The 13,735-nt window shown below is 45.7% G+C and carries 10 protein-coding genes; 7 read left to right on the forward strand and 3 right to left on the reverse strand.

Annotation, left to right across the window (positions count from 1 at the left end):
* Positions 1-25 precede the first annotated feature (25 nt).
* Positions 26-3,685: a phosphoribosylformylglycinamidine synthase gene (gene purL / locus LZG73_RS12540; RefSeq protein WP_233849723.1), complete on the reverse strand. Its 3,660-nt coding sequence runs from the start codon at positions 3,683-3,685 to the stop codon at positions 26-28.
* 141 nt (positions 3,686-3,826) lie between these two features.
* Positions 3,827-4,654 carry an SGNH/GDSL hydrolase family protein gene (locus LZG73_RS12545; protein ID WP_233849725.1) on the reverse strand — a complete coding sequence of 276 codons (828 nt, stop codon included), beginning with the start codon at positions 4,652-4,654 and terminating at the stop codon, positions 3,827-3,829.
* A 111-nt stretch (positions 4,655-4,765) separates the two neighbouring features.
* Between LZG73_RS12545 and LZG73_RS12550 the strand changes: the two genes are divergently transcribed.
* A complete protein-coding gene (locus tag LZG73_RS12550; protein ID WP_233849727.1) occupies positions 4,766-5,323 on the forward strand; it encodes a DUF4468 domain-containing protein in 558 nt (185 codons plus the stop codon).
* Between the two features lie 91 nt (positions 5,324-5,414).
* On the opposite strand, the gene LZG73_RS12555 is transcribed toward LZG73_RS12550, so the two are convergent.
* Positions 5,415-6,527: an alpha/beta hydrolase gene (locus LZG73_RS12555; protein WP_233849729.1), complete on the reverse strand. Its 1,113-nt coding sequence runs from the start codon at positions 6,525-6,527 to the stop codon at positions 5,415-5,417.
* A gap of 188 nt (positions 6,528-6,715) precedes the next feature.
* Here LZG73_RS12555 and LZG73_RS12560 point away from each other — a divergent pair, with 188 nt between their 5' ends.
* The 6 genes from LZG73_RS12560 (at position 6,716) to LZG73_RS12585 (ending at position 13,735) form a co-directional block, all read left to right on the forward strand.
* Complete coding sequence (locus tag LZG73_RS12560; protein WP_233849731.1) at positions 6,716-7,033, forward strand: hypothetical protein; 318 nt, start codon at positions 6,716-6,718, stop codon at positions 7,031-7,033.
* Positions 7,034-7,353: 320 nt separating this feature from the next.
* On the forward strand, positions 7,354-8,160 hold the full coding sequence (locus LZG73_RS12565) for a polysaccharide biosynthesis/export family protein (protein ID WP_233849739.1): 807 nt from the start codon (positions 7,354-7,356) through the stop codon (positions 8,158-8,160).
* Between the two features lie 44 nt (positions 8,161-8,204).
* A complete protein-coding gene (locus tag LZG73_RS12570; RefSeq protein WP_233849741.1) occupies positions 8,205-10,562 on the forward strand; it encodes a tyrosine-protein kinase in 2,358 nt (785 codons plus the stop codon).
* A gap of 85 nt (positions 10,563-10,647) precedes the next feature.
* The gene (locus LZG73_RS12575; RefSeq protein ID WP_233849743.1) at positions 10,648-11,937 is read left to right on the forward strand and encodes a lipopolysaccharide biosynthesis protein; all 1,290 of its coding nucleotides are present in this window, start codon (positions 10,648-10,650) and stop codon (positions 11,935-11,937) included.
* Complete coding sequence (locus tag LZG73_RS12580; RefSeq protein WP_233849745.1) at positions 11,934-12,767, forward strand: hypothetical protein; 834 nt, start codon at positions 11,934-11,936, stop codon at positions 12,765-12,767. The genes LZG73_RS12575 and LZG73_RS12580 overlap by 4 nt, the downstream gene beginning before the upstream one ends.
* Before the next feature lie 17 nt (positions 12,768-12,784).
* Positions 12,785-13,735: a hypothetical protein gene (locus LZG73_RS12585; RefSeq protein ID WP_233849747.1), complete on the forward strand. Its 951-nt coding sequence runs from the start codon at positions 12,785-12,787 to the stop codon at positions 13,733-13,735.

Consider the following 13,735-nt stretch of genomic DNA (forward strand, 5'->3'; position numbering starts at 1 on the left):
TTTTAATCCCGGACTCAGGCTAAAATCACAACGCCTCAATCCACTCGCGAGCGTTAACGAACGCCTCTATCCAAGGACTAACCTCATCCTTTCTGCCTTCCGGATAATGTGCCCAGTGCCACTGAAATAATGATCTTTCAATATGCGGCATCATAACCAGATGTCGTCCAGTTTCGTCGCAAAGCATCGCTGTGTTAAAACCTGAACCATTCGGACAAGCTGGATAGGTTTCATACGCATACTTGGCAACAATTTGATAACGGTCCTCTGTATGTGGAAACTCAAACCGACCTTCTCCATGTGAAACCCAAACGCCTAATGTGCTCCCTGCCAAGGTCGAAAGCATTACAGATTTGTTCGGCTGAATAGTTAGCGAAGTGAAAATACTTTCGTGCTTACCGCTGGCATTGTGCAGCATCTTTGGTTTTTGGTCGTGACTGTCATTTATGAGTCCTAGTTCCACGAACAATTGACATCCATTACAAACTCCCACGGACAATGTGTCCTCGCGCTTAAAGAAGTTTTCAAGTGCGATTTTTGCTTTCTCGTTGTAAAGAAACGCACCCGCCCAGCCTTTGGCAGAACCCAGCACATCCGAATTTGAAAACCCTCCTACGGCTCCAATAAATTGGATATCTTCTAACGTCTCCCGACCAGAAATCAGGTCGGTCATGTGCACATCTTTGACATCAAAACCAGCTAAATACATTGCATTAGCCAATTCCCGTTCAGAGTTACTGCCTTTTTCACGAAGCACCGCCGCTTTCGGTCTCGGCTTTGAAGCGTCAACTACTGGCAATTTACCGTCAAATTGCGCAGGGAATTTGTAGCGCAACACATGGTGCTTATAGTTGTCGAAACGCTCCTTTGCAAGCTCAGGTTTGGTTTGTTTTTTATCCAATAAATAGGATGTTTTAAACCAAACATCACGCAAGTGATCAATGTCAAAATCCCACTTGCCGGTTACATCTTTGACTGTTAAAGTCGAGGCTAAATTTACCGTCCCAATCTTATGGAAAGCGACACCTGCCGCTTCGAGCGCAGCCTCCGCAGATGCATCCGCCTGGAAAACGATCCCAATATTTTCAGCAAACAGCTTCTCAACAATATTCTGCTCACCTAATGAAGAAAGGTGAATGGAAGCGCCTAAATCGCGATCAGCAAAGCACATTTCAAGCAGCGTTGTGATCAACCCACCGCTGCCAATGTCGTGGCCAGCCTGAATTTTCCCAGACTTAATCAACTGCTGAATCGCATTGAATGCTGTTTTGAACGAATCAGCATCCTTAATGTCAGGCGTTTGCGTGCCGATTTTATTCAAAATCTGCGCAAAGGACGAACCGCCCAATTTATAAGCATCCGACGAAAGATTAATGTAATAAATTGCACCTCCGCTTTTCTTTAAAACAGGCTCAACAACCGCAGTAATGTCATCGCAATGTCCGGCAGCTGAAATGATAACCGTGCCCGGCGCAATAACCTCCGAGTCTTTGTATTTCTGCTTCATTGAAAGCGAATCCTTACCCGTTGGAATGTTGATCCCCAGACTGATGGCAAATTCCGAACAAGCTTTCACAGCCTTATACAAACGCGCGTCCTCACCTTCATTTCGGCAAGCCCACATCCAGTTTGCAGACAGGGAAACGCTGGTAAGATTGTCTTTAAGCGGCGCCCAAACAATGTTGGAAAGCGACTCTGCAATGGCATTTCTGCTTCCCGCCTCCGGATCAATCAGCGCAGAAAGCGGCGCGTGACCGATTGAAGTTGCAATGCCATCTTTCCCTTGAAAATCAAGCGCCATCACGCCTACGTTATTCAAAGGCAATTGCAACGGACCGGCACATTGCTGCTTGGCAACATGGCCCCCCACGCAACGGTCAACTTTATTAGTAAGCCAATCTTTACTTGCAACCGCTTCTAATTGAAGCATTTGCTCTAAATATTCATGAAGCTTCCCGATTTCATAAGTGACGGGCTCGTAGTTTCTTTCAATGGTTTTGTCAGCCATCACCGTTTTTGGAGAGCTGCCAAACATATCATCCATCTCCAAATCCATCGGCTTCGCGCCAGTGTTTTTCGACTCGAATGTAAAGCGATGCGATCCAGTCACCTCACCAACCTGATAAAGCGGTGCGCGCTCACGGTCTGCAATTCGTTTTAATGTTTCCAGATTTTCTTTGCTGATAACCAGCCCCATTCTTTCCTGAGATTCATTCCCAATGATCTCCTTCGCGGAAAGTGTCGGATCGCCAACAGGCAATTTGTCCAGATTAATATTTCCGCCCGTTTCCTCAACAAGCTCAGAAAGACAGTTCAAATGCCCGCCCGCACCGTGGTCGTGGATGGAAACGATCGTATTATTTCCGCTTTCAACCATTCCGCGCACTGCATTGGCGACGCGCTTTTGCATTTCCGGATTTGAACGCTGAATCGCATTTAGCTCAATGCCTGAACCAAATGCGCCCGTGTCAGCAGAAGAAACCGCTGCACCGCCCATCCCGATCCGGTAATTTTCTCCGCCCATGACCACGATCTGATCACCCGTTTGAGGCGTTGATTTTTTAGCTTGTTCTGCCACGCCATAACCAACTCCGCCTGCCTGCATGATCACTTTATCATAACCCAGCTTGCGACCTTCCTCTTCGTGTTCAAAAGTGAGGACGGACCCCACGATGAGCGGCTGACCAAATTTATTTCCAAAATCAGTTGCACCATTGGAAGCCTTGATCAGGATATCCATCGGTGTCTGATACAACCATTTCCGTTCCTCAACGCCTTTTTCCCAAGGCCTGTTTTCTTCGAGCCGTGAAAGTGCGGTCATATAAACCGCGGTCCCTGCCAGCGGCAAAGAACCCTGACCGCCCGCAAGTCTGTCACGGATCTCTCCACCCGAACCCGTCGCTGCACCATTGAATGGCTCAACAGTTGTTGGGAAATTATGGGTTTCCGCTTTTAATGAAAGAACGGATTCAAAATCTTTGATTTCATAATATTCGGGAACGTCGGGCCGTTTAGGGGCAAATTGTTGAACGACAGGACCTTTGATAAAAGCGACATTGTCTTTATATGCTGAAACGATCGAATTGGGGTTCGTTTCCGAAGTTTTACGGATCAGCTTGAAAAGCGAAACTGGCTGCTCTTCCCCATCAATTACAAATGTTCCATTAAATATCTTGTGGCGGCAATGCTCAGAATTGACTTGTGAAAAGCCAAAAACCTCTGAATCAGTCAATTGGCGACCAAGCTTATCAGCCAGTTTGTTCAAATAATCAACCTCTTCATCGTTAAGTGAAAGTCCTTCCTGCCTGTTATATGCAGCAATATCCTCCACTTCCAGAATGGATTCCGGCTGAATGCTGATGTTGTAAATATCCTGCGTAAGCTCGCTATATTTTTGCGAGAGCATGGGGTCAAAATCAGAAAAATCAGCATCTACTTTTTTAAATTCCTCGATTCTGATAATCCCCTGAATGTCCATATTCTGGGTGATTTCAACCGCATTGGTGCTCCAAGGCGTAATCATTGCGGCACGTGGTCCAACAAAAAACTCCGTGATGCTGGTTTGATCCCGGAGTTTTGCGCCGCCAAAAAGCCAGCTTAATTTTGAAACATCTGATGCTGTGAGCGTTCGCTCAATTTGCAGTGCAAAAACAGTATTGTGATCGTCGGCGAAGAAATAAATCATGATATCGAATTATGGTGCAAAGGTAATTTAAATTTTCCCCGATGCCCATTTGAAGGATAAAAATTGCGCTCTAAATCACTAACAATCTCCCCCCACGCCGTTGTTCCAACATTTCGACTATTTTGATATTTACCACAAACCTCACCGCAAGCCCTTCCATTTCTTTTCCAGCATATCAGCAATAATTTCGTAGCCTTTGTCTGATGGGTGCAGGCCGTCGTAGGTCATGTTGATTGCTTCTGCCGGGTAGGGATATTCGTCTGTTTCGGGGTTAAAGGGGATTGTGGTGTATTCGGGATAGGTGAAGTTTTTGTAAGAGCCGGTTGCGGGATCTTTGAGTTTTTTGAAATTTACCATGTTGTCAACCGTCATTCCGCTTTCGTGATAAAGGTCTACGACCGGCATTTTTTCGTGCTTGCCGATTGCCAACAGTGCGTTGGCGAAGTCTTCCAGGTTTTGGTCATTCTTCGCCTTGTAGGACCCAAATGTATTGTTCTTTTGATTATTAATGTAAACAAAATCGCCGCGTTGCATGGGCGTGATCAATATGATCTTGGCTTTCTTGTTAAGCTGTTTCAAATTATCCGTGATAATTCTGAAAGCGCCATAAACGGTTTTTGTGCCCGTATTTTGCTCATAATCAGACATTGCCCCAAGCGCTTTGCCTTGCCACCAATCATTGGTCCCTAAAAAAACGGTGTAGACATCCGCCTTAACCAATTCCAGGGTTTCAATCTTGTCGGCAATGTTGATCGAAGTCCAGCCGTTGTAACCTTTGTTAATGTATTCGACCTGCGGATGTTTTTCCGTCAGCAATGTCAGATATCCCTTCGTCACGCGGTTTCCAGTCTCGTCTTTATGGTCATTCAGATAAGTGATTGAGTCGCCGATTGCGACCCAGGAGATTTTTTTCGGTGCCGACGCGAGACACGTCAAAACCAGGCATGTTAACAGCAAAAACTTTTTCATAGGCTTGGAATAGTTGAAGGTCGAATATATTAATTCCAATTGAACTGAGCGCGAATGGCGCTGTCAAAACTTTTGTTGTTACCTTTATCGCCCACAACATCCGCAATAATTTTGAAAAATATCATCCTGATCCTGTTCCTTTTTCTTGGTCAAAAATGCTTCTCGCAACAAGGCTTATTGCCACTAGATGCGAAACAACAAGTCCTTTACTCTGATTCTGGAAAGCCCAATAAGACTAAGGATGAGATATTTAAAGAAGCGCAAAACTGGATTAGCAAGACTTTTGGCAATTATCAAAACGCCGTTACGTTTGAAGATCCAGCTCTTGGAAAACTGATCTTGACAAGTTACGCACGGGCGGCAAGCATCACTTATGATTATGTGCGCTTCGATATGACCATTGAATGCAAGGATCAACAATATAATGTGCAGATCAATCAGGTGGATGGAATTTCCACATTGCACAGCCCAGTCCGGCTTGGAGCCAAAGACAATGATGCAATCCTTGAAAAGCAAGTTGCTGTAAAAACAGAACAAAACAAGAAGAAACGCGCAGATGCTGAAAATGCGCTTAAAAACGCCCAGGCTGACATTGAGGGCATTAACAATGCAATGTATAAACTCATGTCTGACTTGAAGGTGCAATTGACTTCGTCGGGAGGTCAATAATATGCATCAGATGAAATGCGGTCAACATGCAATTAATGCGCTCGTGAGGCTATTAATTGCAAGTTGACCGCTTCGATTTCCTACCAAAAAACTACAATCCAAACGCCTTTTTAAACTCTGATGCGGCGAATGCTTGTGCATCTTTCGCATCCGGCACGACAGCCGCAGTTCCAAAAAATTCGTGCGTGACGCCAGTGTACAGTTTAGAAGAGACTTTAACCCCGGCACTTTTCAGCCTTTCGGCAAGCAGCGCACCTTCGGATTGCAGCGGATCGATTTGCGCCAGCACAATCGTCGTAGAAGGCAGGTGATCCAGCTTGGCCGCTACAAGCGATATCCTTGGATCTTTGGCTTCCTCGATGTTATTGAGATAATGCTTTAAAAACCAAAGCACTGTGGGTTTGTCGAGCGGCTTGGCATCAGCATATTCAATGTAGGATTGAGAATTCGTGTCGGAATTAGCAACCGGATATACAAGCAGCTGATGCTTAGGCATTACCATGTTATTATCACGCGCTTTAATGCTCACATTCGCTGCCAGATTTCCGCCTGCACTTTCACCGGAAACGCCCATTTTCGTTGTGTCACCATGAATGTCACCCGCATTCTGCAAAGCCCACATATATGCCTCATACGCGTCATTGTGCGCGGTCGGGAACCTGTGTTCAGGCCCTTTGCGATAGCCAACCGACACAACCACAGCGCCAACCTGCTCCGAAAGCGCCGCCGCAGATGCATCGTAAACGTCAATGTTGGCAATCACCCAGCCGCCGCCGTGGTAATACATAATAATAGGAAAAGGAGCTTTGCCCGTTTTAGGCGTGTAAACGCGCGCATGAATTTGACCTCCCGTTACAGGAATTTCTCTTCCCATCGTATCCACTTGTGGCATTGGAACCGGCACATTAAATTCTCTGATCAGATCCATCACAGCATCTTTAACCGTGTGATTCATGCGTGCCTCTTGCGGAGTGAGTTCAGGAATGGGCCTGTCTCCATAACTTAGCAGCTTTTCTACTACTGCCCACATTTCGTCTTTGATCTCCGGCGCCCATGCCGGCTTAGGGCCTTTTGGTCTCACCACACCGGTTTGCGGATTGTGATCAACGAGCGAACATGCGACTGTCGTCAAAAAAATGCACGCAATCAAAATGTGTCCGAGCTTTCGCTTCGAAATTTGAAGTCGGGGAAATTTTGTTTTCATAACGGTCTGATAATTTGTTGGTTAATCCGGCCGCATTGTTAAATACCGTTCCAGCAGCAAACTTCCCACATCGTTATTCCTGAAACGAATGCTTTACAAGGAAAAAGAATAAAGCCGAGTGCGTGCAACGTTTTCGGGTTCTATGTAATCCTTGAATAAATCCGGTTGATCATATAACGGCATACTCAATGGACTTCGAAAGAGAAATACTACTGAAAACGGGACGATGCGTCAAGATTTTTGCGAGCGCTGTGCAAAACCACCTGCGATTGGTTTTTGAACTGATCGTCATTGTAAAAGACCCCGACGAAAACACATTCCACCCGCCTATCGGACCCAATCATTCCAAATACTGGCAGTTGAAACGGCTCAACACACAGCTTGCAGGCATCTTGCAGTTACGCCATAGCGGCGTTTCAGATAAGGATTTCAAGCAAATTTTATCCGAAGTGGAAGATATGGTCGCCATGGCCGAATCTGCTGCGCAAATGCAGCAGAGCAACTAATTTTCTGGCCCTAACAAGCATTTTGAACGTTATGTGTGACTTTGAAAAAACGGAAATTGCTCCATTTGCAGGAATAATTTGAATCACATAAGGCCTGTTTTGGGCCGTTTAATGTGCGATTTGGCTTAAAATAAAAGTTTGCCCTCACCCCCGGCGCTGGTTTGTCATTTGTTGCCTGCTTCATATCCCAAATTGTCCGCTTCATTGAAAGGTGTGGAATAGTTCTGCCGATTAGCTATTATACTTGTCTTAAAGGAGGAAAATCAAACCCGATTCCGCCTCGCTGATTCTCTATTTGTGTTCTCGCTAAACTTTTTGACATGAAAAAATTTTATATTTCTTCATTGTGGTTCTTTGTGTATGTCATCCTTTGCAGTCTCTTCTTTCTGACTTCCATCAGCAGCTGCATTGCGCCGAAAAAAATGGTCTATTTCCAAGGCGACTCCTTACCATCCATTGATACGATCAGACAAGCTTACGTGCCGATCATTCAAAAAAATGACATGCTTTCGGTCGTCGTCGGAAGTTTGAATCCCGAAGCAAATGAGATTTTCAATATGGCCAGCTTACGCTCCGCCCCACCCACCGGAAACGGAAATAACGGACCCAGCGTACAACCCGCAGGTTATCTGGTTGCCGGAGACGGAAGCGTCGAACTTCCGTTGATTGGTAAAGTGAAAGTGGCAGGGCTTGAAGTGCAGGCCGCGGCAGATTCGTTGAACAGACGCCTGAAAAAATATCTGAAAGCGCCGTCCGTGAGTGTTTACATCATCAATTTTAAGGTTTCTGTGTTGGGTGAAGTCAATCAGCCTGCGGTTTACACGGTTGCCGATGGCAAAATAACGCTTCCGGAAGCACTGAGTTTAGCAGGCGATCTTACTATATACGGAAAACGCGACAATGTGATGATTGTCAGAGAGGAAAACGGGCTTAGGTCCTATACCCGGGTCGACCTCACTTCCCGACACATCTTCGATTCTCCCTACTATTATCTTCACAAAAATGACCTGGTCTATGTTGAACCCACCAAAGCGCGGCTAACCGGCGCAGACAGGACTTATCAGGTTCTTCCCCTGGTCCTTAGCGTCGTGACCGCTGTATCCTTGATATTATTCAGATTCCTATAAATGCAGTAGGTAAAGTCAGCAACAAACCGTTAACAAATACTTTTATGGAAGACAGAATCGGGAACCGTTTTTATGGAAACCCTCCGGCACACAAGAAGTTTAATCTTAAAAGTTATCTCAGCCAGTATGCAAAATATTGGTATCTGTTCGCTGTCTCATTCCCGCTTTGCTTTGCAGCCGCCTATTATTATTTGCAAACAACACAGCCCGTCTATTTGTCCAGCACCACATTGCTTATCAAGGAGCAGGAATCGGAAATGGGGAGTGGAAAGGCTATTATGGATGAAATGGTGCAGTTTGACGGTAACAAATCATTGGAAAATGAAATGGGCATCCTGCGCTCCAAGTTGCTGATGGGTCTCGTTGCAAAAGAATTGGGACTAGACATTGCATATAACACGAAAGACGGCATGCGGACCATTGACCTGTACGGCCAGAGCCCGATCAAAGTGAATGCAGAGATCGTTTCGCCCTATGCGCTCGCAAATCCAATGATCATTCATTTGGTTGAAAATAACAAGTTCACAATCAACGATATGCCCCGCACATACAGGCTTGGCGATAAGCTCCGGACACCGTGGGGACTGATCTCGATCACCAAGGGCTCAGCGTCTCCTTACCGGGACATTCAGGTGAATTTTGCTGACCTGGCAGGCATGACAAGAAACATGCTGGGCAGCCTTAATGTAAAAGTCTTATATCCCGAAAGCACATTGTTGGAACTGACTTTTGAAGACGTCTCCGTGCACCGAGGCAAAGATGTTTTGAACAAATTGCTTGACGTATATGTACAAACGTCACTTCACGATAAGAACAGCGAAGCATCCAACACGCTCAAATTTATTGAAAGCCGGCTGGGCCTGATCACAGGTGAATTACAGAATGTTGAGAAAGATGTTGAAGTTTATAAAAAGTCGAGAGGATTGACTGATATCAGCGCAGAATCGCAATTATTCCTGACCAATATCACAGAAAATGATGTGAAACTGAATGAGATCAATACGAAAATCAACATTCTTGAAAGCGTAGACCGGTTTATTCGCAATCCCGAAGCCAGCAAGCGCCCGCCGGCCACATACATGATCGATGACCCGATTCTGGTTTCTTTACTTACCAAATACAACGAACTGAATTTGCAACGCGAGCGCTATGCCCTGACAACGGAAGCCGATAACCCGCTTGTGGAAACCATTTCGACTCAAATGAATGAAACGAGACAGGGAATTTTGGAAAACGTTCAAAACCTGCGCCGAGGAATGGATGTCACGAAAAGCAACCTGGAAGGAATTAACACGCGGTTTTCATCCGGGTTGAGAAGCATTCCTCGAAAAGAGCGTGAATATGTCGGCATTAAAAGGCAGCAAACCATTAAGGAAAATCTTTACTTGTATTTATTGCAAAAAAGGGAAGAAACCGCACTGGCCTACGCTTCCACAGTGACAGACAGTCGCCTCATTGACACGCCAATGTCCAGCAGCGTGCCCATTAAGCCCAAACGTTCAACCATATGGATCGGCAGCGGACTGGCCAGCATCATTTTCCCGCTCATTTTAATCAACCTTTTGCTGATGCTCGACACGAAAGTGAATGACCGTCAGGAGATTGAGGAAATAACCCAAACGGCCATTCTCGGTGAAATTGGCATAATGAAAAAGAAACGAGGGCAAAAAGTTTCGGAATCCGTTTTCAAAATCGGCAGCCGGAGCAAGGTTTCAGAGCAAGTCAGAGCACTGCGAACGAACCTGCAATATTTAGGCGATGGAAAATGCAGGGTGATCATGATCACCTCGACCATCAGCAATGAAGGCAAGAGCTTTATCAGCTCCAATCTTGCCGCCAGTCTCGCCTATTCTGACAAGCGCGTCATTTTGCTTGGTCTGGATTTGCGGAAGCCCTCATTGCATGAATATCTTGAAATCTCAAATAAAACGGGTGTTACCAATTATCTGATCAATAAAATGGAGATTGACGAGTTGGTACAAAACACAGGGATTCACCCAAAATTTGACGTTATTCCCAGCGGTCCGCAGCCTCCTAATCCTTCTGAATTACTCACAAACGGCCGTCTTAACACATTGATCGCAGAATTAAGGACAAGATACGATTACGTGCTGATTGACTCACCTCCTTATGCACTCGTGACGGACAGCGCACTGATTTCGGAACACACGGATGCCAATTTGTACGTGATCCGCTACAATTACACGCTGCTTGAACACCTCAGAAGTGTTCGCGAACTGAAATTGACCAAACGCATTGCCAATCTAAGCATTGTTTACAACGGTGTCAACGGCGGCTCTGATTATGGTTATGGCTACGGATATTTCAGCGAGGCAAATGCTCTTCCATCAATTGAAACAACGACCGCGAGTCAGGAAGAGCCGCTGGGCACGGCAAGCTAAGAAGACAGATTTCGAGCAAGTGAAAGGGCGCGTATAAGCCTGAGCGGCGAAAAGACATTTAACCTAACCAACCACAGAACGGATTATGGATAGCATGCAGGCAGCGTATTCAAAAGCTTTTCACTGGGGCAAACTTATCGCGCTTGCGGGCACGACGCAGGCTGTGGTCCAGGGCTTGGGCTTGCTGACAGGCATCTTCATAATCCGCTTGCTTCCTGTGCAGGAATATGCGTATTACACGATTGCAAACACTGTTTTTGGAACAATGGCCCTGCTGTCAGACAGCGGCATCAACAACGGAGTCATGGCTCAGGGAGGACAGGTCTGGCAAAGTCCGCAGCGCCTGGGCAGCGTGCTCTCGACGGGTTTGAGGCTTAGACGCAAGTTCGCAAGCATTAATCTGCTGTTCTCCATTCCGGTGCTCATTTTTTTTCTGATGCGCCAGGGTGCAGGCTGGCCGCAATCGCTGCTGATTGCAGCTTCATTGATCCCCGCATTTGCGGCCACATTGAGCGATTCCGTTCTCGAAATTCCCTTCAAGCTGCACCAGGAAATCAAGTATTTGCAAGTTAACCAGCTGGTGGTCAGCCTGGGAAGGTTTATACTGAGTGTGCTGCTCCTCATTGCTTTTCCATGGACGTTCGTGTCGTTATTGAGCAATGGCATTCCCCGGCTTTACGGGAATTTTAAGTTAAGACAACGCCTTGCGCCGCTGGCCGACGTGATGCAACCTGTTGACAATGAAGCGAATCAGCAAATGGTAAAAATGGTCAAGCGGACGCTTCCTTTGACATTGTTTTACGCCTATTCCAGTCAGATTGTCATTTGGCTCGTGTCGCTTTCAGGAACTACGACTGCGGTGGCGCAGATTGGTGCATTAGGGAGAATTTCCACGATTCTGAGCATTGTCAGCATTCTTTTTGCGACGATGATCATTCCAAGATTTGCCCGTTTGGCAAGTGACCGCAAAGCATTGTTTGCGAAGCTTTTGCAAATAATCATAGGCCTCACAACAGTTTGTTTGTTGCTGATCTTAACGTGCCATCAATTCTCCCATGCCATTTTGTCGATTTTGGGAAAAGAATACGCTGCACTGGACATTGCACTTGTTTTGAGCGTTGCCGGCGGCGCGATCAACCTTGTCAGCGGCGCTTTATACGGACTTTATTCCAGCCGCGGCTGGACAATTCAACCATTCATTTCAATAGGCCTCAGTTTGGCAGGAATGCTGGCCGGCATTGTTCTACTCAACGTTTCGACTCTGCATGGAGTGCTGATTTTCAACCTTTTATCAGCCTCCCTGCAATTGTTGATTAATCTTACGTTTTGCGGTTACAAAATTTCAAAACTTCCTGTAAACGTTCGCGCCTTATGAGCATTGACGTGCTGGTAAAAGTTGCTATGCTGATTGGTTTGTTTGTAAGTTACAATTTGTGGCTGCACTTTTTTCCAATCACAAAAACAGCGTTTTACGATAACATTGAGCGCACGGAAGAATATCTGTTTTCAGGAAAAAACTATACACACGTTTTCGTTGGTTCGGGTCTTATCGGGGGATTTCAAAACAATGCGTTAAAGCATTCATTCAAACTTTTTTTCCCCTATTACGGCAGCTGCACGGGCATTGAGATCATTGCTTTATCCCAAAAAATCCCGGACGTGCTGCTCGTGGAAACCAACTATATTTTCAAAGGAATCAATCAGGAATTAATCGAGAAAGTTTTTGCCAAACATGCTGAATTAAAGCGCTTTCTGCCTTTTTTACTCAAAAAAAATCAGCCGCTGAATCTGCTTAAATCACTTATAAAAAGAGTTTTAGGCAAGAATAAAGAGAGAGATGCGGATCTGGGCGAAAAGAATGAGCAAGCATTGACCATGTTTATCAATTTGTACAACGAGCTTCCCAATGTTGATAAATTCCGCAGTGACATTGAAAGGCTGAAAAGCAACATTGACCTCATTGTTTCGAGAGGGTGCCAGGTCATTTTTTTCGAAAGCCCGATGGACCCTGTGCTCGAAAATGCATCGCTGTTCGCATTCCAGCGCGACGTTTTGAAAATCGTGTTCAGCCCAGGCCAATTCCGATGGATCGCACCGGATTTGCTTGAAAAATATGAAACCGAAGACGGGATACACCTGACCGTCGGCAGCTCGCAAAAGTTTGCAGGCTACATCGTTCGGCAAATTACAGAAAACATTGTGTGACATTTTATATCAAAAAGATGAATTCAGTAGTATGCACCCTGTTTGAAGGCCATTATCATTACGGCGTGGCTGCCCTGGTCAACTCCTTGTTTAAGCATGGTTTCAAAGGCGATTTTTATGCTGGATATCGCGGTGAGTTGCCGGAATGGGCCAGGGATGGTAAAAAAACAAAGATTTTCGAGTGGGAAAACTGCACGACCGTTGTCATTTCAAAAGAGCTCAATGTTCATTTTCTGCCTTTGACAACGAAATATCACTTCTGCAATTACAAGCCGGATTTTGTCATTCAGCTTCGCACACATCTGGACAATAGCGTCTCGGGCGTGTTCTATTTTGATCCTGACATTGTCATTAAATGCCGGTGGTCGTTTTATGAGGAATGGCTCACCATTGGCGTTCCGCTGGTGCACGAAATCACAAACAATGACATGCCCGCAACGCATCCGGTCCGGAAAATGTGGATGAAAATGATTAAAGATCAAGGACTTGAAGTTAAAACAGATTTGCAATCCTATCTTAACTCCGGCTTCTGGGCTGTCAAAAAGGATGACTTGCAATTCGCTTATCTGTTCAAAAAGTTCGTGGAAGTTTCTGAATCGGAATACAAAATGAACCTGGCCGATTTTTCATTCGAGCTGGACAGGACCAACCCGTTTTTTGCCAAAGATCAGGACGCATTCAACATTGCTGCCATGTGCACCGACGTCGCCATCAGCGAATACGGACCAGAAGGAATGGATCTCGTGCTCGGCGGAATGCTCATGTCACACGCCATTGGCAATCCCAAGCCATGGAAAAAGCAATATTTCAGGAATTTCCTGAAAGGCTCGCCCCCGACCATGGCCGACAGAGAATACTGGAACAATGCAAACGCGACCATTAAACTTTACTCAGATTCCTATCTGAAAATGCGGAGGACAGAACTAAAAATCTCGGCTTTTCTGGGCAGGTTTTACAGACGATATTAA

The organism is Dyadobacter sp. CY326 (assembly GCF_021390515.1).
Lineage (GTDB): Bacteria > Bacteroidota > Bacteroidia > Cytophagales > Spirosomataceae > Dyadobacter.

Coding starts and splice junctions, on each gene's coding strand:
- purL (WP_233849723.1), bottom strand. CDS start 3,685: ATGATTTATTTCTTCGCCGACGATCACAATACTGTTTTTGCACTGCAA.
- LZG73_RS12555 (WP_233849729.1), bottom strand. CDS start 6,527: ATGAAAACAAAATTTCCCCGACTTCAAATTTCGAAGCGAAAGCTCGGA.
- LZG73_RS12570 (WP_233849741.1), top strand. CDS start 8,205: ATGGAAGACAGAATCGGGAACCGTTTTTATGGAAACCCTCCGGCACAC.
- LZG73_RS12585 (WP_233849747.1), top strand. CDS start 12,785: ATGAATTCAGTAGTATGCACCCTGTTTGAAGGCCATTATCATTACGGC.
- LZG73_RS12565 (WP_233849739.1), top strand. CDS start 7,354: ATGAAAAAATTTTATATTTCTTCATTGTGGTTCTTTGTGTATGTCATC.
- LZG73_RS12545 (WP_233849725.1), bottom strand. CDS start 4,654: ATGAAAAAGTTTTTGCTGTTAACATGCCTGGTTTTGACGTGTCTCGCG.
- LZG73_RS12560 (WP_233849731.1), top strand. CDS start 6,716: ATGGACTTCGAAAGAGAAATACTACTGAAAACGGGACGATGCGTCAAG.
- LZG73_RS12575 (WP_233849743.1), top strand. CDS start 10,648: ATGGATAGCATGCAGGCAGCGTATTCAAAAGCTTTTCACTGGGGCAAA.
- LZG73_RS12580 (WP_233849745.1), top strand. CDS start 11,934: ATGAGCATTGACGTGCTGGTAAAAGTTGCTATGCTGATTGGTTTGTTT.